Source organism: Alicyclobacillus fodiniaquatilis (assembly GCF_042678105.1).
GTDB lineage: Bacteria > Bacillota > Bacilli > Alicyclobacillales > Alicyclobacillaceae > Alicyclobacillus > Alicyclobacillus fodiniaquatilis.
In genome coordinates this window covers 1-21648 of the sequence record NZ_JBHUCX010000018.1, presented here as the reverse complement: position 1 = coordinate 21648, position 21648 = coordinate 1, and the positions used below count along the sequence as shown (strand labels likewise).

19 protein-coding genes are annotated in these 21648 nt (G+C 48.6%); 7 read left to right on the top strand and 12 right to left on the bottom strand.

Annotation, left to right across the window (positions count from 1 at the left end; translation table 11 throughout):
• The first annotated feature begins 107 nt into the window (after positions 1 to 107).
• The 6 genes from ACFSB2_RS05570 to ACFSB2_RS05545 all read left to right on the top strand — a co-directional run bounded on the left by ACFSB2_RS05570 (position 108) and on the right by ACFSB2_RS05545 (position 8536).
• A complete protein-coding gene (locus ACFSB2_RS05570) occupies positions 108 to 1685 on the top strand; it encodes an FAD-dependent oxidoreductase (RefSeq protein WP_377942185.1) in 1578 nt (525 codons plus the stop codon).
• Between the two features lie 104 nt (positions 1686 to 1789).
• Positions 1790 to 3919, top strand: coding sequence for a GMC family oxidoreductase (locus tag ACFSB2_RS05565; protein ID WP_377942002.1), 2130 nt, complete (start codon positions 1790 to 1792; stop codon positions 3917 to 3919).
• 354 nt (positions 3920 to 4273) lie between these two features.
• Positions 4274 to 5827, top strand: a complete 1554-nt coding sequence (locus ACFSB2_RS05560; protein ID WP_377942001.1) for an MAC/perforin domain-containing protein — start codon at positions 4274 to 4276, stop codon at positions 5825 to 5827.
• 8 nt (positions 5828 to 5835) lie between these two features.
• Positions 5836 to 7140: a glycosyltransferase gene (locus tag ACFSB2_RS05555; RefSeq protein WP_377941998.1), complete on the top strand. Its 1305-nt coding sequence runs from the start codon at positions 5836 to 5838 to the stop codon at positions 7138 to 7140.
• Entirely contained in the window at positions 7128 to 7901 is a 774-nt protein-coding gene (locus ACFSB2_RS05550) for a hypothetical protein (protein ID WP_377941996.1), read from the top strand. Before ACFSB2_RS05555 ends, ACFSB2_RS05550 begins: the two co-directional genes overlap by 13 nt.
• A gap of 20 nt (positions 7902 to 7921) precedes the next feature.
• Entirely contained in the window at positions 7922 to 8536 is a 615-nt protein-coding gene (locus ACFSB2_RS05545; protein ID WP_377941993.1) for a hypothetical protein, read from the top strand.
• Between the two features lie 184 nt (positions 8537 to 8720).
• Here ACFSB2_RS05545 and ACFSB2_RS05540 read toward each other — a convergent pair whose 3' ends face one another.
• From ACFSB2_RS05540 to ACFSB2_RS05485, 12 genes are all read right to left on the bottom strand, one after another.
• Entirely contained in the window at positions 8721 to 8954 is a 234-nt protein-coding gene (locus ACFSB2_RS05540) for an RpnC/YadD family protein (protein ID WP_377941991.1), read from the bottom strand.
• A 46-nt stretch (positions 8955 to 9000) separates the two neighbouring features.
• Positions 9001 to 9909: an Rpn family recombination-promoting nuclease/putative transposase gene (locus ACFSB2_RS05535; protein WP_377941988.1), complete on the bottom strand. Its 909-nt coding sequence runs from the start codon at positions 9907 to 9909 to the stop codon at positions 9001 to 9003.
• A 374-nt stretch (positions 9910 to 10283) separates the two neighbouring features.
• Positions 10284 to 11123 (bottom strand): alpha/beta hydrolase family protein, encoded by an 840-nt coding sequence (locus tag ACFSB2_RS05530; protein WP_377941986.1) that lies wholly within the window; start codon positions 11121 to 11123, stop codon positions 10284 to 10286.
• Between the two features lie 332 nt (positions 11124 to 11455).
• The gene (locus ACFSB2_RS05525; RefSeq protein WP_377941983.1) at positions 11456 to 12757 is read right to left on the bottom strand and encodes an ABC transporter substrate-binding protein; all 1302 of its coding nucleotides are present in this window, start codon (positions 12755 to 12757) and stop codon (positions 11456 to 11458) included.
• A gap of 73 nt (positions 12758 to 12830) precedes the next feature.
• Positions 12831 to 13652, bottom strand: coding sequence for a carbohydrate ABC transporter permease (locus ACFSB2_RS05520; protein ID WP_377941980.1), 822 nt, complete (start codon positions 13650 to 13652; stop codon positions 12831 to 12833).
• Positions 13653 to 13708: 56 nt separating this feature from the next.
• Positions 13709 to 14665 carry a carbohydrate ABC transporter permease gene (locus ACFSB2_RS05515; protein WP_377941978.1) on the bottom strand — a complete coding sequence of 319 codons (957 nt, stop codon included), beginning with the start codon at positions 14663 to 14665 and terminating at the stop codon, positions 13709 to 13711.
• 373 nt (positions 14666 to 15038) lie between these two features.
• Positions 15039 to 15941 (bottom strand): sulfotransferase family protein, encoded by a 903-nt coding sequence (locus ACFSB2_RS05510; RefSeq protein WP_377941974.1) that lies wholly within the window; start codon positions 15939 to 15941, stop codon positions 15039 to 15041.
• Positions 15942 to 16024: 83 nt separating this feature from the next.
• Complete coding sequence (locus tag ACFSB2_RS05505; RefSeq protein WP_377941973.1) at positions 16025 to 16942, bottom strand: sulfotransferase family protein; 918 nt, start codon at positions 16940 to 16942, stop codon at positions 16025 to 16027.
• A gap of 60 nt (positions 16943 to 17002) precedes the next feature.
• Positions 17003 to 18172 carry a UDP-galactopyranose mutase gene (gene glf, locus ACFSB2_RS05500; protein WP_377941969.1) on the bottom strand — a complete coding sequence of 390 codons (1170 nt, stop codon included), beginning with the start codon at positions 18170 to 18172 and terminating at the stop codon, positions 17003 to 17005.
• A 67-nt stretch (positions 18173 to 18239) separates the two neighbouring features.
• Positions 18240 to 19193, bottom strand: a complete 954-nt coding sequence (locus ACFSB2_RS05495) for a glycosyltransferase family 2 protein (protein ID WP_377941966.1) — start codon at positions 19191 to 19193, stop codon at positions 18240 to 18242.
• 104 nt (positions 19194 to 19297) lie between these two features.
• Positions 19298 to 20185, bottom strand: a complete 888-nt coding sequence (locus tag ACFSB2_RS05490; protein WP_377941964.1) for a sulfotransferase family protein — start codon at positions 20183 to 20185, stop codon at positions 19298 to 19300.
• 490 nt (positions 20186 to 20675) lie between these two features.
• Positions 20676 to 21014 carry a helix-turn-helix domain-containing protein gene (locus tag ACFSB2_RS05485; protein WP_377941963.1) on the bottom strand — a complete coding sequence of 113 codons (339 nt, stop codon included), beginning with the start codon at positions 21012 to 21014 and terminating at the stop codon, positions 20676 to 20678.
• A 186-nt stretch (positions 21015 to 21200) separates the two neighbouring features.
• Between ACFSB2_RS05485 and ACFSB2_RS05480 the strand changes: the two genes are divergently transcribed.
• The gene (locus ACFSB2_RS05480) at positions 21201 to 21467 is read left to right on the top strand and encodes a hypothetical protein (RefSeq protein WP_377942193.1); all 267 of its coding nucleotides are present in this window, start codon (positions 21201 to 21203) and stop codon (positions 21465 to 21467) included.
• Positions 21468 to 21648 lie beyond the last annotated feature (181 nt).

Here is a 21648-nt window from a genome sequence, read left to right as displayed (position 1 = left end):
TACCCCTTTCTGTTAACGGTACCGTTACCGCTTAACAAGGAAATCATATTATGCTACCATTACGGTGTCAACATTGATTTCTGAAAACATTGATAGTTCAGGAGGAGATTCAATTGACGGAGGAACATGCTGAAATCGTCATCATTGGTGGGAGCATCGGCGGTTGTGCAGCGGCCATTGCAGCTTGCACACTGGGTAAAACGGTATTGATGACAGAGGAGACGGATTGGATTGGCGGTCAACTCACAAGCCAGGCGGTACCGCCAGATGAAAATCGGTGGATCGAACTGTTTGGAGGCACTTATTTATATCAGCAGTTTAGAAAGCGCGTTCGCGACTACTATATGCGAAACTATCCGCTGACCGCAGACGCCAGGAAACAACACTACCTCAATCCAGGCAACGGCTATGTCAGTCGATTGTGCCACGAGCCACGCGTCGCGCTCGCTGTGTTACATGAAATGTTGGCGCCTTTCCATCACAGCGGCAGGCTCAAGTTATTCTTAAATCAACGCCCCACCAAAGTGGAAGTCAACGGAGATACAGTTCAGTCCGTCACCGTCAAAGACACGCTTAGCGGAAACGAACGGGTGCTCACAGGTCAGTTGTTCTTGGATGCCACAGAACTGGGCGATTTATTGCCCTTATCAGGGACAGAGTATGTGACTGGAGCCGAATCCCAGGAGGAAACGGGTGAATTGCACGCGCCGACCGGGCCAGCGCAACCGTTGAACATGCAATCATTCACATTTTGTTTTGCGCTGGATTATTTTCCTGACGAAAATCACACGATAGACCGCCCACAGACGTACACGTTTTGGCGAGATTACGTGCCAGAGGTCACCCCGACATGGACTGGGAAATTGTTTGATTGGGCACATCCCACACCAACCACGCTGGAACGGCGCCAACGAACATTGTTTGACAACGATTCACTTTGGCGATATCGACGGTTGATTGACAAGGACAACTTTGCGCCGGGTACGTATCAAAGCGACATTAGCCTGATAAACTGGCCACAGGTGGACTACCTCCTTGGGCCGATATGTGAAGTGCCAGAGGAAGAAGTCGCCCGCCATCTGGAAGGCGGCCGCCAACTGAGCCTCTCCTTCCTGTATTGGCTGCAAACGGAAGCCCCCCGCCCCGATGGAGGTCTTGGCTACCCAGGTCTGCGCCTGCGAAAGGACATCGTCGGAACAGAAGATGGACTCGCCAAATACCCATATATCCGCGAATCTCGCCGGATTAAGGCATTGTTTACCGTCTTGGAAGAACACGTGGGCCTGGAAATGCTCGGTGGTGGAAAAGCTGCTCCTTTTGCCGACAGTGTCGGAATTGGCCATTATAATATCGATCTCCACCCCAGCACGGGCAACGACAACTATATCGACGTTCCCTCTGCTCCATTCCAGATCCCTTTGGGTGCTCTGCTGCCAATTCGCATGAAAAACTTGCTGCCTGCATGCAAAAATATCGGCGTTACGCATATTACGAATGGGTGTTACAGACTTCATCCCGTCGAATGGAACATTGGCGAGTCGGTCGGATATTTAGCGGCCTATTGCTTGGATTACAAGGTCGATCCCGCTGACGTGCATGCATCCGCCCATCATCTGCAAGACTATCAACGTTTGCTTCGCACACAAGGCGTACAATTAAACTGGCCAAATATTGGCGCTGATTGAACGGCTGTAGACTATGAAAACTATCTAAAAAATCTAAAGAGGTGAATAATAAACGCTTTGAATATACAATGAATTGGAATGAATTCTGGAGGTGGTAGACCTAGATGAGCGCAGAAAATCTGAAGCACAATTTGGACGAGGTACGCCAAGTCTTGGCGGCGGTCGCTGACCGAATGATTCCGGGAGATGCGTGGCCATCCGCGACCGATGGCGGGGTTCTGGAATACGTAAAACGTCGAGTGGATGAGGATGCCGATACCTGGACGAATGTCATTGTCCCTGGACTTCGAGCACTAGATGCAGAAGCCATCGCCCGCTATGGTCAATCATTTTCGCAATTGTCGGTCGATGAACAAGATAGACTGTTACACGACATTGAGCGCGATGCTGTACAAGCGTGGCCCGTTTCAGCGAAGCGCTTTTTTACCACGCTTTTGAGTCTGGTCATCGAAGGATACTATGGAAGCCCTGATTCTGGTGGGAATCTGGAGGGCAAATCATGGGACATGATTGGCTTTCGCCCAGGGCCTGTCTCTGACAGCGATGTACCGGTTCCAGAAACGGATTTACCGCAACGAAACTTCGACCAGCTTCGGGCCCATTATGATGCTGTCGTCGTGGGTGCGGGCGCTGGTGGATCGGTCGCGGCAGCCGTGTTGGCGGAAGCGGGACTTCAGGTGCTCGTCGTCGAACGCGGCAGTTGGCTGCGGTACAGTGAGGTTGGGCGGGATCACACACGCAATCATCGCCTTAGCAAATACGGTCACAACACAGGACCAGGGCCGACAGGCAACCCCCGCACGTTTCTTTACGAGAATGGGGACGAGCGGATCACCGCGCCCTTTGAGGGAAACTACCACAACAACGCAATGACGGTAGGCGGCGGCACAAGGGTCTATGGGGCACAGGCATGGCGCTTTCATCCCGATGATTTACGGATGGCGACTCGCTATGGCATTCCAGATGGCAGTTCACTCAGCGATTGGCCGATTGCCTATGAAGATCTCGAGCCTTATTACGATAAGGTGGAGTGGGAAATCGGAGTTGCTGGCGACGGTGATGCCCATCCTGGACGTGGAAAGCGGCGGCGCCCCTACCCAATGCCACCATTTTCGAAAACGCTGGAAGTAGAACGTTTGGCGCGGGCAGCAGCGCATTTAGGATGGGAAGTGGGGCCGGTTCCTCTCCTCATTAACACAGTTCAGCGCGATGGCCGACCGGCCTGTGGGCGGTGTGGCCAATGTGTAGGATTTGCCTGTCCCACAAACAGCAAAAATGGCGGCCACAACACGATGCTCGTGAGAGCGCTTGCAACAGGGAACTGCGATTTGGTTTGCGACACGATGGTGGAGCGCATCGACACTGCGGCGGGAAAGCGCGCGACTGGCGTCCGTTTGGTGCGAGAAGTGGCAGGAGACATCCAACGCCTGCAAGTGCGAGCGGAGCACGTGGTGGTCGCAGCTGGCGCCATCGAAAGTGCGCGCTTACTCCTCAATTCGGCAAGCGATGCCGAACCAGATGGGATTGGCAATCGGAACGGACTGGTGGGAAGGAATCTTCAGGGCCATGTCTATACGGGCGCCTACGCGCTCTTTGATGAACCGATTCAAGACGGCCTTGGCCCTGGAGTCGGCATTGCCACTTGTCGTTTTGCTCATGGTTCCAACGGTATTGTCGGGGGTGGAATGCTGGCCAACGAGTTCACCCGGCTGCCGCTCATTCACTGGTATCGCGCACTTGCGCCCGATGCGGCGCGATGGGGTATAGCAGGTAAGGAAACGATGCGGGAGAGTTACTTGCGGACGGGTCAAGTTCAAGGCCCCATCCAAGATATCCCGACCCCGAACGAGCGAGTGCGGCTCTCGCCCACAGTCAAAGATCGTTTCGGCGTGCCTGTCGCTCAACTCTCGGGCAGTGTCCATCCCGAATCGCTCAGATCTGCGGCGATGTTGGCAGAACAAGCGGAGATTTGGCTGTCGGCTGCGGGCGCGCGCAAAGTTTGGCGAACGCTGCCAGGTAAAGGACTCAGTGCTGGGCAGCATCAGGCGGGAACGCTGCGCATGGGGGCTGATCCATCGACATCCGTCACTGACCCCTCCGGTCGCGTTCATGGATACGACAATCTCTGGGTGAGCGACGGCTCCGTGCACGTGACCAATGGTGGCGTAAACCCAGTGTTGACGATTCTTGCCTTAGCCTACCGCACGGCAGAGAACTTGGTGAAACAAGCGTAACGATGTTCACATCCAGAGGCTGTCCCATTGTGCGTAAAACACGTGGGACAGCCTCGTGTTGCAAAATGGTAATTGGGCATTTTGAATTCACAGATCCCAATCTCCTTATCGATCCTATTTAAATGACGCCGCCTCCATCAATTTTCAACATCCCATTGCAAAAAGTGATACGCCTCCACTCGAAAATCTGAACTCCATTTTGCGTTCAACAATCGATTGTCAAGTCAAAAATGCACTGGTTTTTGTAGATTATATCTAATTCGTGACAAGCGATTGTCACTACGCATAAATCATTTCTCCCGACAATAGATATAGGGTGCTGTAAAAATCATCAAAAAATTGGGAGGTTTTTAGATGGAAAGAACCAGCAGTTTGGAAAGCACGCCTATCCTATCACAGAGCTTCGCAGTCGGACAGGGATTTAATATTTATGGAACCCTTGATATCTCGGGTTTATTGAGACCTTTGTTCGACTTTAGCAAGGCGCCAAAGGAGACATTCACTTTTCTTGGCAAAGACTACTTGGTCCCTCAACCGATCATTGCCGTAGAAAACACACAAGGATACGTTCACGAAGGTACGTACGAATCGCGGGAAAACTTGCAGAACAGTCTGGCAGTCAACGCAGGGGTCGAAGCTTCTTATGGCGCTTTCAGCGGAGAGATTCGTTCAGACTACTCCGGGGAATTTACTCAAAATTCACAATACGTATATTCCTATAAGACCAGTTACAACCAATTGGCGTTTTTAGAGTTGAATGACACAAGTGATTACTTAAACGACGACTTTAAACATGCAGTCGCACAGCTCCCTGATGAGGTCACACCGAACAACACACAAATTTTCTTTCAGTTTTTCACCAAATATGGCGTCTACTACACACAAAAAATCGTGCTGGGTGGTTCATTAAAATTTTTAAGTTCGATTGAAAAGAAAGAGGAATTGTCGCAACAAAAATTAGATTTCTTGTTCAATGCGCAATATGAAGGATTATTCTCAAGTGGAAAAATCGATTCCAAAGTTTCCGTTTCGCAGGATTGGCAGACTTTTAGCCAGAACAGTCGGCAAAGCGTGATTGCGCAAGGTGGCACAGCAGAAGCCGTCGCTGCTTTTCAGCAGATGAACTTGGCCAATCCAAGCAATGATACGGTCAGCGCCTATAAACAATGGGCCGCCTCACTGCAAACGGATCCCGCCATCGTAGACTTTCAACTAGCAGGTATATGGCAACTCTGCGGTGATAAGGAACAGGCTGTGCTTGATGCCTGGCAGGCTTTCGGACAGGTGATGCATCCCAGATTGACGATTTATACAGCCAGCAACATTATCAGCTGGCCATATGTTGATTCGCCAGTTACGCCGACCATCACGCTTGGCGAGCAACTTGTCCCCAATGAGCCTGCTGCCACCGCCTGTGGGTATCAAGTCATTGTGCTGGACAGCGCCAAACTCAGCGACACTTCCGCCGTGTTATTCAATCGGTACTATACCCTACCCAAGGTTCAAAGTTGGGGCCAAGTTTACCCAAATATGTACAACGAGATGCTCACTGACTTGAAGAATAACAATCTCGTCAAAAATGGAAATGTGCTCGTACTTGCCAGCTTCGGTATGGACAACGATATGCCGCCAACCAATGCGATGTTCGGCTTTTTGGAGAGCGCGGGCGCAGGAGAAACGGTCGCTGACTGGATAAACAATTGTGATCCTGGGAGCCAAGTCGGCAACAATTACAGCTGGGTATCCTTCCCCGTTGTGTATGTTCTGGTCGGTATGTTCAACAGCGGGCCAGGAACAGGTGTGGAGTTTTTCGGCAACGCACACGGCGATTCCCAAATTAACGCCAATCTAGAGGTGTTCTTTTACCGCGAGTCGTACAACGGCAAGTACACAATCGGCCTTGGGTGATATACATGGTGCAAGCGAAGCCGCGCCTTCTCGTCATCGGGCAAGCTGTCAAACCTACCGGCTATGCACGAGTATTGCAAAGTGTCGTGAGTAGAATTCACCCAACTTTCGATATCCTGTATTTTGGTATGAACTACAAAGGACCTCGCCTGCAGCAGGCCGGCTGGGTTCTCGAACCGAACCGACTGCCTGGAGATATCTACGGCTACGAACAGTGTCCATCTCTGCTGGCATCTTTCCAGCCGCATTTGGTGTGGATGTGTCACGACCCCATCCTGTTCGCCATCCATCATCCGATCATTCGAAGGTTCGAGGGGACGCGGAACCCCAAAGTGGCATACTACTGCCCCGTGGAATTCCCCGTCTCCTCTGGTACGGATCCTTTCGGAATTTCCACGCTTTCTGCGGCGGATCGACTCGTGGCGTACAATCAGTTCGGCAGAAGCGAGATCGCCCACAGTATGACGGCAGATGCATCTATGAGATTTTCGACGGGTGATAACATCGAGACGATCCCGCACGGTGTCGACACAAAGCAGTTCTATCCACTCGCTGGATACCCACACAAAGCAAATTTACAGGCGAGCCGGATCGCAGCCAGACGGAAGCTGTTTCCCGGACGCCCGGACTTGCTCGATGCCTTCATCGTCCTGAATGCAAACCGGAACAGCCAGCGCAAAAGGATTGACTTGACACTCGAAGCATTCGCCAAGTTCGCGCAAAACAAAGCGGATGTGTGGCTGCATCTGCACATGAAGCCGCTGGACATGGGTGTGGATGTCCTCCAACTCGCCCATTCACTCGGGATCTCGCATCGCCTGCTCTTGACGTCGCCCGCGGACACATTGGATGTATGGCACGACGAACAACTCAACCTGATTTATAACGCGAGCGATGTAGGGATCAATACATCAACAGGTGAAGGTTGGGGGCTAGTCGCTTTTGAGCATGCGGCAACAGGGGCCGCTCAAATCGTGCCCAACCACAGCGCCTGTCGCGAACTGTGGCAGGCCCACGGCCTGCTCGTGGATACGGTATCGCAAGATGTTCGATCCGATATGAATGCCAGATTGGACCCGGGCGCAAGCCAAGCATTTGCCAAGGATAAGGGAACAGATTCAGGCGTTGTATCTGTATCCAATACTGCTAAGGCTCTGCAAAGTCTGTACGAGGATCGTCAGCTACTCGGTGATTGGTCGGAAAAAGCCTATTGCTATGCGAATGCTCCTTCATTTCATTGGGACAACATTGCAGAACAATGGAAGACATTATTTCTTGACATGTTGGCGGAGGGTGAACCATGCCAGATTTGAGAATTATCACGTGGAACAGCAAGGGCGAAAGCCAGCAAAAAGCCACGGAATTGCAAAATGAAATCAATGCGATCAACGCGCTTTATGCAGCAACCCCGGTCGATCTGATTCTTATCCAAGAGGCGAAGAATGCGGCAAATGGGGATATTTATACAGCGTTGACGCCACCGGCGCCTGCTCATATTACGGAAATGCCAAACGGCCAAAGAGCTGGTTATATCGCCAAAGTTTGTCATCCGGCGACAACCCTCGTGTCGCGGCCACTTCAGCTTCTGGATTATGACACGGATTCGGAATTTGGCGATTGGAAGAAAAAAGCTATTCCGCGGACACTTCGCCTCATCAATACACAGGCCAAAAATATGAGACCGCCCGCGAGTTTTGATTTTACACATCAGGGGGCAAGTATCCGGCTCATCACGTGGCACGCGCCATTAGAGCGCCCTTTAGTGATGGAAGGGTACACAATGGCAGGTGGCGCATGCTTGGATGCTTTCCTCTTTCTTGATAACAGCAGTCTGATTGAAGACACATCATCATTTGATTTGGTCGTGATCGCCGGTGATTTGAACGCGAAATCAAACGCGCTCGAAGAGGATTATGGAGGCTATGTGCCGCTGGATGATTTTGAAGGAGAATCAAATCACCTCGACCATATTATCGCGTATCGTCCGAAGGGTGGGCAAATCACCTTTCACGAGGCCCGCGCCACCGCGAGTTCGAGTGACCACAAAATATTCTCATGCAGAATACACTGGTGACGAAGTGAGGGAGCCATGCTATGAGCGATGGTTGGGTGCAAATCGACATTCATAACAACTTGCGCGATTCCTTTGTAGACACGCCATTGAGTCACATCATGAACTGGAGTGGTATGCGCGCAGAGGAGTTTCGAAATTATTACTTTACTGGCGCAATCAATGGCGTCTGCCAAGCCAGACCATTTATCACTGACCCGACTTTTCAACCATGGTTGAATTACAGCCCGGTTATTTTTCCATGGTTAGGGGAAAATTTTGCTCGCTCATTAACTGCAGAAAGAGACTTTTTTGTTCGCTGGACATTGCGTCCGCGCACAGCAGAGTTGGAAAGAGGAGATGCCAATTCGATTGTATCTGTGTACGACGAGGCAACTGGCAAGATTGTGCGGAACATTGTTTATAACAATGGCGGCGTCTGTGTGATAGCGGTGGACTTCGTAAGACACGGGGCAGATGCTTCTGGTCATTGGCATGTTTTGAAGCCGGGCGCATTGGAAAATCAATGGGACGAAGATGCTGCTCTGGAAAACCAACAAGATGTCGGGGAAGCTGGAGATTGGACGCTGTGTCCATGGGTTTTTCAAGCTATACCGAGTGCTTTTCAAATGGAACCTGCAGAGGAAGTCGGGCGTTAAGAAACAGTATATAAAACACCTACATGGCGTAAGGGCGGGTAACCACCGTCCTTTTTTGTACGGTGCCACCCGTTATGTCAACAGCTTAATCTGTGGCATTTTTCGGCTTTTTCTGTATGTGCGTGTCATCAGTCAATGGTCTGCAGGTTCCCGATACTACTGTGCAAATCACGACGAAATTTTATCATTCAGCCAACTGTCGCTGCAATGCGTTCACTTCGTCCACGGACAACAGGGTGTATTTGGCGACTAAATCAGCGACCAAACCTTCGCGCAACAAACAACAGGCGATATCCCGCTTTTCTTGTTGACGCCCCTCTTCGAGACCTTCCCGACGAGCTTCCTCGAGACCTTCCCGGAAACCATCATCATAGATTTCTTGCACCATTTCCCACATCTGCATCGGCTCCTTTTTCATTGACAGCCACTCCGATATGATCACACATGATATAGGATGAGTCTTATCATTTATCCAACTGCTGCTTCAATGCGTTTATTTCATCCACGGACAACTGCAAGCATTTGGCGACATAGTCAACGGCCAAACCATCGCGCAACAGCCGACGAGCGATATCCAGTTTTTCTTGTTGGCGCCCTTCCTGACGTCCCTCTTGCAGTCCCGCCTGACGTCCCTCTTGCAGTCCTGCCTGGCGTCCCTCTTGCAGTCCCACCTGATGTCCTTCTTGCAGTCCCTCTCGCCGACCATCATCATAAATCTCCTGCGCCATCTCCGACATCTTCATCATCTCCTTTTTCATTCGCAGCCACTCCGATTCACTCAGCGCGCGCTCCGTCAAGCCAATCAGGGCCGCACAGACCAAGTCCCGTTCCTCGGGTTCTGGAATCCTCTCCACCAACGCTAGTACTTTGTCGATGGCTTGCTCTTTGGTACGGCGACTAAATCGCATGTTCAACGCAAGGGACAGTTGTACTCGGTCATTGGGTGTCCACTGTCCACAAGCAATGTCCTGTTCCACTGAATCAAGTACGCCGTCGCCATCAAAATTGCCCAAATACACATTTTCCACGTGATACTGCGCTGTCCCGATATCCAGTGCTACTGGCGCATGCAGGACACCCTGGTGGTACAAAACGACCGTGCGCACGGTCGTTTTGTATTGCCAAGCCAACTTGACATCGTATGCCAAGAACCGATGCAAGGTCGATTCCCGCTTGGTCTGAAACTCCAAGTGGAACACCTCCCCCGCTGCTGTCCGCCACGCCATGTCAATTCGCCTGGATTCCACAGCGCTCAACTCAGTCGGCAGCGCTTCGGACAATTCAACACCCTCGATGCCAAATATGTGCAAAGCATCATGCGAAAATGTCTCTGTAAGTTTCTTCATGATGATGTCGTTTTGCTGATGAGGCATTTTTTCACCTCTTCCAAAATTATATCTCCCGCTATGACACGCGACAATACATCCATATCGCGCATACCGAAATCCTAACGCAAGGCTGATGGCAAATCGATGATGTCTAGATACATTGTCTACTCGTTTTGTAAAATAGAATAGGAGGCGCCAAAGTCTCTCACAATGTCCGATGTGAAATCACAGTATCGTCAAGTTTTGCATCCGAATCGAACGGGGAAGAGTTGACGTTCGTCGCCGCATTATCTGTTGTGCTTTCCAAACGATGGGGATTTAGCGTAAATTCCATAGAAGAAGCGTGGTCAACGACATACCGGGTGACAAGTTTGGATGGCACCGTTTTTTACGTGAAGGGATCGCCACATTCAAGACACTTATTGATCGAATACCACTTCCGGAAATCCGTATTTCTTAAACCAGGTGTCCGTTTGTGAAACAGCTTCATCATATGTTTTATCGTGATCTGACAGGGCATGTTGACCGCCTTTCACCAACACGAACTTCACTGTCTTATGTTCCTTTTTCATGTCCTGATCGTATTCTTGAACGCTTTGCCAGATCACACTATTGTCATCTGTCCCTTGAAGCAAAAGGACCGGTGCGTGAATGGTAGAAATGTGATCAATGGGTGACCGCGTGGTATAGGCTGCAGTCGTTAGTTTATTCCCGTATAATTTCAAAAACATTTTACTCTGTTTAGAGATTTTGGGTGACGTTTTATGCACTCCTAACCTATCAAACCATCTGATGGTTGCGTCAAACCCAACGAAAGGGCTGTCGGCGGTAACTGCCTTTACATCATCGCGCTCTGAAGCGAGTTGTAAGACCGCGCCGCCGCCCAAAGAAACCCCATATAGATAGAGACCCTTCACATGGAATCCTTTTAACGATTCGGTCGCCGTGATTGCGTTGCTGATATCGTGAACCACACCTAAAAACCCCGGGACGGTGCCACCGCTGCCATTGTAGCCACGGTATTCAGGGTATAGGTAAATCGCCTTCCCTGTATGTAAACGTAAGGTATCATATGGCCATCCCATATTCAGATGCGTATATGATCCCGGAACCGTCAAACCGCCATGACAAAGCACCATCAAAGGGTATGTGCCCGGTTTGGATGGCAACTCCACATAAGCTTGAACCTTTTCCCCCTCACTCCGGTAATCCAGCTCATATAAATCAGAGTGATTCATTCCGGCAACCATCTTTTTCATTGATAGCACAGCCCCATTGCGCAATTGAGCCTGTATATGTATTTTAGGCGCGTTCGGAGCAGAACCTTGCTCATTTTGTCTCTGTGCACAGCCACTCAAAAATAATGCGATGATGACTGCGCACATCCCTAATTTCTATTTGATCACGCCATCATCCCCCGGCGCTTCAGCGTGTATTGATTTACCCAAGTATACATTACTTGGAAACCAATAGGGAGATCTTACAGTCCACAGTCCTATCCATGGACAAAGCAGGACAAAGCAAAAAAGTGCCAGAGACGCCGTCAATGGTGTACTGGCACTTTGCATCACCTTGAGTCAATGCCCAAAAATCAATACCAACCCTGTTTGATTTCCTGGTTGATTTTATTCGAGAACGCTTTTAAATCGGTAGACGCGTTCTGTGAGGGATCACTGGTCACCTTGCTGACCAGACTGCTCATGCCGTCCCATATCTCGCCGTTCAATGGTGAATTCGGGCGTGTGTGTGTATTTGGCAGCAGTTGGGCGGCCAATTTGTCGCCCGCCGGGCTGACGACGACATGGCCCGGTGTCCCCAGGTTTGTGAGCATGGACAAACGAGTGGGATCATGCCCTGTCGCTTTATCCCATACCAGCATCTGCTTCGGAGCGATCAGCCAATTTAAGAATTCTGCCGCTGCTTGCGGATGTTTGGCGCCTTTCGGGATGACCTCGGAAATGCCGCCAGACCATGTGGTTCCCTTGCCATCCACCGTCGGCACCGCTTCAATGCCATAATGCAAATGCGGCGCATCCTGTTGCAAAGTGGCAATGTTCCATACGCCGTCGAGCGTCATCGCCTCTTTGCCGGCGTCGAACGGGCTCAAACCGGTATTTTGGAGTTGCGACGTAAAGGCGTTCAACTTGGCGGTGCCGTACTTTTTCGCGTACGATTGCTGCCATTTGAGCGATTGGATACTCTGCGGACTGGAGAAATTGATCTCGCCGTCCGACTGCTGATTAAAACTGGCCCCAAAAGCCCAGGCCCATGTCACGAATGAACCTTGGTCCCCCCACGGAATGAAACCAGCTTGCGTAATCTGGCCTTTCGCATTGTGGATGGTCAGCTTGGCGGCATCTGCATCGAGCTGCGCAATCGTCTTTGGTGGCTGATTCGGATTCAACCCTGCGGCTTTAAACAGATCTTTGTTCCAATACAAAAAACGGACGTCTGTGTCGTGTGGATACGCGTAGAGATCGCCTTGGAAGGAATTTGCCTGCCAGATGGCCGGAATGAAGTCGGACTGCTTTAATCCCTGCTGCTTCACATACTGAGACAAATCGAGAATAGCGCCTTTTTGCGCGAACTGGGGCACAAGGAAGCTGTCGAGCTCGGTGCAATCCGGCGCTTTGCCGCCTGCAATCGCCGTAATCAATTTTTGTGGCACAATCGATCCGCTCGAGGCCACGAACGTGGCATTCACATGGATGTTCTTGTGCGTGGCATTGAACTCCTGCACGAGCTTTTGATAGGTTTCTCCGCCGATGCCGCCCTGCCCATACCAAAAATTCACGGTGGTGACTTTGCCGCTGTTGCTATTCGTTCCACATCCGGTCACACTGGCGAGCAATATTATGACGCCAAGCGAGGCGGACAATGCTTTTTTGTTCATGGTCATCCTCCCCGATTCCGTTATACAAACGTTTCGCAGACATATGGCGCGCTTTGGACGAACACGCGTGCGTTTATCCTTTGATGCCGGTAAAGGTGATGCCTTCGATAAAGCGCTTTTGCACAAAGAAGTAAATGACGATAATCGGGATCGTCGTCAATAAGCCGACAACCATCAATTGTTGCATCATCACGGTGTGCTGGGTCATGAACTGCTGGATACCCAAGGATAGGGTATATGTGCTGGGCTTAAAGAGATAGATGAGCGGACCCATGAAGTCGCCCCAGGAAGCCATGAATTGAAACAAGCCAATGGTCAAGACGCCAGGCACCGCCAACGGCAACATGACTCGGAAATAAATGCCGTATTCGCTCAAACCATCGACGCGGCCTGCGTCTTCCAATTCGTTGGGCAAGCCTAAAAAGAACTGCCGGAGCAAGAAAATGTAATACGGGCTGCCGAAAAAAGAGCCTAAAATCAGAGGCCACCTGGTCCCGACCAGGCCAACGGTTTTCCATTCCACAAAGACCGGAATCATCGTAACCGTAGATGGCAGCATCATCACTGAAATGGTCAAGGCAAACGCCAAGTTTCTACCCGGCCATCTTAAGCGGGCAAAGCTGTAGGCAATCATTGGGCAGACGAGCATCGCGCCAAAGGTCGCCAGCACACTGACGAAGACCGTATTCCACAAATAAAGTGGGAACGGGATGTAAGTCACTGCTTTGAGCCAGTTCCCCCAGTCGAACGGGTGTGGAATCCAGACCGGCGGAACGAGATTGACCTGCGAATCCGTCTTTAACGTCGTGGAAATCATCCAGATGACAGGAAAAATGCTGAAAAGTCCGATGATGATCAAGATGATATAAGCCACTGTCTTCCATGTCTTGCTCATCGCGGAATATCCCCCTTTTCAAGTTTGTATTATCTCGCTGCTCACACAGTGACCTACTATCTTCCTTTGGCGCCTTGATAAAACACCCAACGGGATTGGCTTTTGAAGACAAACGCGGTGATGATCAAAATGATGATAAACATCACCCAGGCCATCGCAGACGCGTACCCCATCCGCAAATAGGAAAAGGCGGTTGAATATTGATATATACCGTAGAAAAGCAAAGAGTTGTTGGGATTGCCGTTGCCGCCGGAAATGAGATATGGCAGGTTGAACTGTTGCAAAGCGCCGATGATGCCCATAATCAACTGAAAGAAGATCACGGGCGTCAATAGCGGAAGCGTGATATGGCGCGCTTTGCGGAAAATACCAGCGCCGTCCACTTCTGCGGAATCGTACAGATCTTGGGGGACATCCTGCAATCCAGCGAGGTAAATCACCGTGGATCCGCCGATACCTGTCCACAGGCTGACGAGAACAAGCGCGGGCATCGCCCAGTGTTCATCTGTGAACCAACCGGGGCCGGAGACATGAATAAGGGATAAGAGCCAATTGACAATGCCGATTTGGGGACTGAGCAACCAATTCCACAGAATCATAATGGCGATGACCGGAACGAGACTGGGGACAAAAACGGCCGTCCGAAAGATGACTTGTCCTTTGATTTTGATGTTCAACAATAAGGAAACAGCGACGCCGCAGATAATGGTCAACGGCACAGAGACCACAGTGTAATAAAACGTCACCAACAGGCTTTTGAGAAATGTGGCGTCATGAATAAGGTGGACGTAATTGCTTAAACCGACGAAGGTTCCTGGTTTCAAAATACTATAGTTGGTAAAACTCCAATAGAGTGAGACGAAAAACGGGATGAGAAAAAAGACAATAAGCCCAATCATCCACGGCAGAAAAAGGACAATGCCCGCGTTGCGCTGGCTGCGCGTGGTGGGACTTACCTGTCGCTTTCCCTTCGGGCGAATGGGTTGCGGTTGGACCTGACTTCCGCTAGACATCATAATCTTTCCTCCTTTTGGTGTATCCCTTGTAAGCCTATACATCGCAAAAGAGGTTTATGATAACAGCGCCTTGTTGGTTTGTCTGATCCTATTTGATTTTCTTATCCAGTGTCATCGTTGATTTACTTTGTCAGTTTTTGATGTAAACGAGCGGAGTGTGAATTGATTTGTGGAGTGGTTCAGAAGAATTGCGCAGACGCTGTAATAAAATCAGATGGTGGGATGGATGTCTCGGGCTGATTCTGCATTTCGGCGAATCAGTCGGATGTGTACCTCTTCAGGGAGCTCACATCCAAAGTAGAGGCGAACTCCATCCGCTTCATCAAACTTCCTGCCAGTGCAAGTTCGTACTGACTGGAAGCAACAATGGTCACTTGTACCAATGAGACAGGTCACATTCGAGCAATTTCTCTAATTGCTGAATGTCATGAGTGAAGAATTCCCGCAGTTTGTTTTTGATTTCGGGAGAGATCTCCACCTGTTGAATATTTCGTTCCACAAATCTCTGATATGCCTTTTCCGATATCATTGCCTTCCCAATTTTCCTGATGATGGGAACTCCACTCAATAAACGCGCAATTTTAAGGGAGAAAGAAGGCACCCCGCCGATGTTGTCCTTTCTCTTACTCGTTATATCTTCATATTTAATATCAAGCCACTTTAAGAGCGAACGAATGGTTTCCTCTTGGTTGCGATTGAAGTCTTCGAGAAAAATGATCTGAACCCGTTCTCTGCCAAATACATTTAGATAATGCTTGACTTGCTCGTAATACAAACCTAGATCCTTATATCTCCACAGGACACCCCAGTTGTGCTCTATGCGCCATTCCTCAAGGGCCAAACTCTCATCGAACGGGCGTTTTTCACGACTGTCCCTAGTCAGATGCTTATAACTTGAAATGGCTCGTTGCACTGGATCCCTCAACATGATGATAATTCTTGAATCAGGGTTAAAACGGTAGATGTCCTCGGCGCAGGTGTGATAATACAAGTACTCCGTACTCGCGTCCAGCAAATAGGTCGCGTCACTGCCATCTCGATAGAGATCTAAATACTCATCTTCAGAGGAGATGTAATCCGTCTTGTCCCCGGGGCCACAGAGCGGCAGCGTCTTATATTTTGTGACGAAATAATGCGGTTCTTTTTTCACTGACATGAAGATTTGAAGATGTCTAGATAATGCGTTGGCCAGGCTCGTCGTACCGCACTTTGCCGCGCCTACAATAAAAAGGTTAGGTATCGGTCTTTGTCTTGATGTTTCACGTCGATCCACTAAAAAACTTCCTTTCTAAACTGGGCCAATGTGACTGGCAGGGATGAAAAGGATTCTAGCTCAGCATCGCACCACTTCACAGCTTACACGCCGTTCACAAGCCAATGATTCAAGTCACGACCAAGCAAATGTTCAAGTTGTTGGATATCATCTTTGAATGTCCGGGTGAGCATCTGCCGGACCTCTTCTCCCATCTCAGGCTTGCCGAAATCGCGAGATAGAATCGCTTTTCGAATCGCCGACCGGGATTTCTTTGGAACAAGCGGCTTTACCATGGATTTTAGCACGCTGCTTTGAAACAGAAAAAAACGCAAAAATCGACTGTTCGGGACGCCGGATCGATTTGGTCTCACCGACATATCAGGGACAAAAGCGGGATCGACCCCAATAAACTCAAACATGTCAGCGATGATCTCTCCGGGGCGGGACTGCAGGTCTTCGTACAAGTACACCTTGATCTGGTTTGGAGAAAACAAATGATAGTAACGGGTCAGCTGTGCTGCATAAAATCCGACATCTACATAGTTCCAAGCCCATTCCCAGTTCATGGAACGCCGCTGATGCTCTTGTGCCAACGCTTGTTCAAACGAAAGACTTTCCCGGCCATCACGAAGAAAGTGAAGATAATGCGAAAAGGCTCTCTCAATCGGGTTGCGGAGAACGCAGATCATTTTCACGTTTGGAACATCGCTTTTGATACGGTGTGGCGCCACGTCACTGTAAAGATACAGCGGCGACGCCTCGCCGATAGCAGTTTGGTTTTCCACGGTGGAAAAAAGAGCGTGATATTTAGAGCGCTCGGTTACGGAAAAAGAATTGATATATTCGTTGTCACCGGGGCCTGCAAAGTTCACTTTTTGTCCCTCAAAAGCGAAGAAATTCGTTTCCTTCAGTTGAGGCATAAAGACCTCCGGATGTTGGCGCAGGTAATGGTGTAAGGCGGTTGTCCCTGACTTGGCCGCACCTATGACCAAAAAGTTCGGCAACGTTCCAGTTGTCACTCCTGTATTCCCCTCCTGTCAATCATGTATTTTATTATTCGACAGAGATCGCAGAAATCCTTAAGTATCTTGCGGGCCACCGCATACATTCTGGCTGAATACCTTCAAGGCCTTGGACACCACAGCATCCATGTTGTAGTACTGATACTCGGCAAGCCGTCCGAGGAAAAAGACGTTCGACAACCGTCTTGCGTCCGCATGATAGAGACCGAGGAGTTCCGCATTTGCATCGTTCTTGATTGGATAATATGGCAGATTTTTTTCCCGCTCGTAAGGCTCAGGATACTCCCTCACAATGGTCGTTGACTGTGATTGTTGATGGGTCAAGTGTTTAAATTCCGTAACCCGCGTGTAGTCGTAATCACATGGATAATTTACCGTCCCCACACGTTGATAGCTGTTTGTCGCATGATTTTCAAACTCAAACCTGAGTGACCTATAAGGCAAAGGTCCGTACTTAAAGTCAAAAAAGTAGTCAAGCGGCCCTGTATATATCAACTTTCCGTCAAATGGCTGACCCAGAAAAGTGATTTCGCCTGTTTCCAAATCAACCGAAAGGACATCCTTGTAGTCCGTATTTAGCATCAGATGGATCAATTTACTGTTAAGCATGTTTTCAAACATCTGTGTATATCCATGTCGAGGCATCGCCTGGTACTTATCTTGGAAGTACCGGTCATCCCGGCTCACATACACAGGCACACGCGCCGTAACGGACGGACTCAACTCTTCAGGCGAAACACCCCATTGCTTGATGGTGTAATTTAGAAAAACCTTTTCATAGATATAATCAGCCAGGAATTGCAGTTCGGGGTCGTCGTTGTTTCGAAGTTTGAGAATAGGCACTTTGACGTTATAGCCATAGCCATCAATGAGCTTATCTTCCAGACGCATTGCCATCTTGGAAGGGAAAGCCAAGTGCAGACTGTTCAAGTTAAACGGAATGGGCATGAGTTGTCCGTCGATTGAACCCAGCACCTTATGCTCATAGGGTATCCAGTCGGTGAATTGCGACAAATAATTCCATACAACAGGTAACGTGGTGTGGAATATGTGCGGGCCATATTTGTGAATCAAGTTGCCATATTCGTCATAATAGTCGTAAGCATTTCCGCCAATGTGGTTGCGTTGCTCCAACAAAATGGTCCGTTCCCCGAGTACGGTTGATATTCTTTCCGCCATGACAATGCCAGAAAAACCGGCCCCGACAACGATATACTTAAAATCCATATCACTTACACTTCCCTCTCCTGGATTGCACCGAACTCACGTGAAATATCCGGCCATTAGCAGCTCGTTATTCAGTATCGCCTGTTATGGAACAAACCAAGCCAGATACTTTCCTGACGCGCGGCCTAAAGAAAATACCGGCTGCAATCCCCCGTAAAACAATCCAGAAAAAACGCATGCGATTGTCTTTGCGACGCAAGGTTTCAATCAAAAATTTCAAGGAATACAAAGGTATGAAAATGACGCGCTTGGAGAACGTATAGTTCACGCGCCAAAAATGCAGCTTGTTTCTCACCTCATAAAAATACTTCCACGCGCTGGCTGGCGTTCCATCAGCAATTGTTGCCGTATAGTTGCTACCCGTTTTATGATGAACTTCGCTGTCTGTAACATAAATGCCCATATATCCGCGATTTGTAATTCTAGTGGTATATTCCACATCATCCACCCAAATAAAATACTCTCGATAAGGCAAACCTACTTGCTGAATCACGGAGGCGCGAATGAGAACTGAGACGAATGTACAGCTCGTTATCGCAAAAGCATGATTGCTGAAATTAAACGGAACTCCATTTACAAACGAAGCGATGGAAGGAACATTCATTCGATGTACAGCGCCATCAGTCCAGATTGCCTTACTACACGCAAAACCGACTTGGCGATTCAACACGCCTTCAGCGTGATCGACACCGTTAACCAATTTTGACAACGCATCCGAAGCTGGAATCGTATCGTCATCCATAAGCCAGACAAAGTTCGGTGAGCATTTCATTGCCTCTTCTATGCCGACAGAGAAGCCGCCTGCTCCTCCAATATTCGTGCTTAACTGCATGTGCTTCACTGTGGTCGTCGAAAATGATAAGTTCTCTAAATATTGTGTCGTTCCGTCAGAGCTATTGTTATTGACGACGATGATCCTTGAAAGCTGAAGATCCTGTGTCAGTAGAGAAGAAATTGTATCTTTCAGCAATGCAAGGCGATTAAAAGTTACGATAACAGCAACGATACAGCGCTCTGACAATTAAAATCACACCCCATAAAACGGAATTTCATATAAAATACACGCAGGAGGAATCAACATTTTATAAATCAGGCCTTCAATACAGGGAATGAGGGTTCGTCTGATTACTGTAGCCAGGAAGATAAATCCCGTTGAGCCAATTTTTCTAGCGCCTTGACGTCCATTTTGAACTGATTTTGAAGTTCATGTCGTAATGACACCGGGAAAGACGGTTTTGACAGGTTGCGTTCGCGTACTTTCGCCGCTGTTGACTCTCTAAACTTTTGTGGAAGCATCGGTCTCACCATTTGTTTAAGAAAGCTCGATTGCGTGAGAAACTGATGAAGCTTCGGGCTTCTTGGTATGCCGGACACATTATGGCGTATGGTTGTATCAGGTATGAATGTGTCATCTACGCCGAGATAACGGAATACTTTTTGCAGTGTCGCTTGTGGATCTGAATCTAAATCCTCATGAAAGAGAATCAGCAACTGATTGGAATCAAACTGTTCTAAATAGGGTTTGAGTTGCTGGTAGTAGTATCCGCGCGAAAGATAATGCCACATCGGCGCCCAGTTTGCCTTGATTCGATTTTCTTCCTCTTGTACAGCTGTAACAAAGTCCCCAATTGGCTCACGTCCGTCTCGACGTAAATGGTTGTAGGCAGAGTAGGCTCTTTCGACTGGATCTCTCAGTATGACAATCAGTTTGACATCTGGAATGACAGTCTTAATCCGCTTTGCCACTTCAGGTTTGTATAAGTACATAGGGGATGCTTCGCCGATGGCCTTACATCCTGAAGCGTCTTGAAAGAGCGCTTGGTAATCATCGAATGATGTGATTGCATTTGGATGATCGCCAGGTCCTTGAAAATTTGGGGGAGTGTCTCGGAATGCAAAGTGATTGGTCTCCTTCACGCGACTCATAAAAATGTCTGGATGCTGTTGCAAATACTTATAGAGTGCCGTGGTGCCTGCTTTGGCGGCCCCAATAATAATGAAATTAGGTAACAATCAGTTCTCCTCCTGTATCTACAAAGTGTGATCAACCTTTACTATGATATATCATCAATTTTGAAATTTTATTGAGATTCATTCGATATGATAAATAATTTGATGAGTATCAAGGAAGTTTTACTCGTAAATTTCCAGGAGCAGGGCGTAATTGCTTAAACCGACGAATGTCCCCGGTTTTAAAATACTGCAATTGGTAAAACGCCAATAGCGGGAGGAATTGAGTTTTAAGAACAGTATCATGACTCATTAAACATTTAGAATGCCGAAAGATGGGAGATAAAAAGGAGGAGAGATGGGTAAAAAAGGTCCGGTCATCTCATCCGTCTTTAAGGGAATGCAGCGGATGAGGAGTTTCACCCTACACTCATCTATCTTTATCATACTTCATCATTAAGATCAGCGTCCTTCTTGAACGCCAAACGCACCATTCAATAGGTGGATGCCATAGACGGGGGCGGAGACAATACGGACACTTTGCAGACCGCTTTCAATTATCCGAATTTGTCTTCCGCCAAACTTGGAATTCCATGAATTTCTTAAACTCTTCCTTGTCGATACCAGATCTTTGAGCTTCTCGAACAATGTCAATCCACTCTTGATCTAGCGATTCGACTTCTTCTTGCACTTTATTTGCCTCCGCGATCACGGCAGGAACAGAGACCCCTAATACATTACAAATTTTATTCAGTATTTGAATCGAAGGATTCATCTGAATGTCTCTCTCAATATTGCTGAGATACGATTTCGCAATCCCCGCTCGCTCTGCGACCTCTGATAAGGACATTCGCCTTTCTTGGCGAATGCTCTGGAGAACCGCACCAATCATTACCTTCTCCCCATTCTATAAACTTGCAATCATTGCGCATTATGGAAGTCCCTATGCATAGTGACGCCCTGCTCATTCGAGTATACCCATTTCCAACCAGAGGAACAAACCAGCTATACACAGTCCTAAAAGGCGTCCAATTGCGCTAAAGCCCCGTTGACTCAAAAGTCATTGGTGCATCTAAGCGTGATTGAGACGCCAAATTGGATGATTTCTACCGCAATTTTGCATCAACAAGCCATTCAATTATTCTACAGCAACAGTCGCGAACTTTCTATAACGTTTTTAAAAACAAATAAAAAACCATTAAAACATAGCAGCATCCGCTTTCAACACGATGCGTGCACAAATGTGCACGCCAAAGAACGATTTCATTATATCACTTGGAATCAACTTTCTCTTTGGAACTGGAGCGAATTTGATGAAGAAAGTCCCGTATTTCTTCTGGTTTGATGCCGAGCTCCTTCGCTTTTAAAATCAACATCAACCATTCTGGATCAATATAATGGTTATCTACTGCCCCTTTACTGTTTAATAGCCTCTCGGCATTTGGTTTTCATTGAACCACCAACGGTTCTGTGCCCGAGGTCTGTTCGCTTGCCCCCATGTTGCTGAGCCCGACTTGACAAATCAA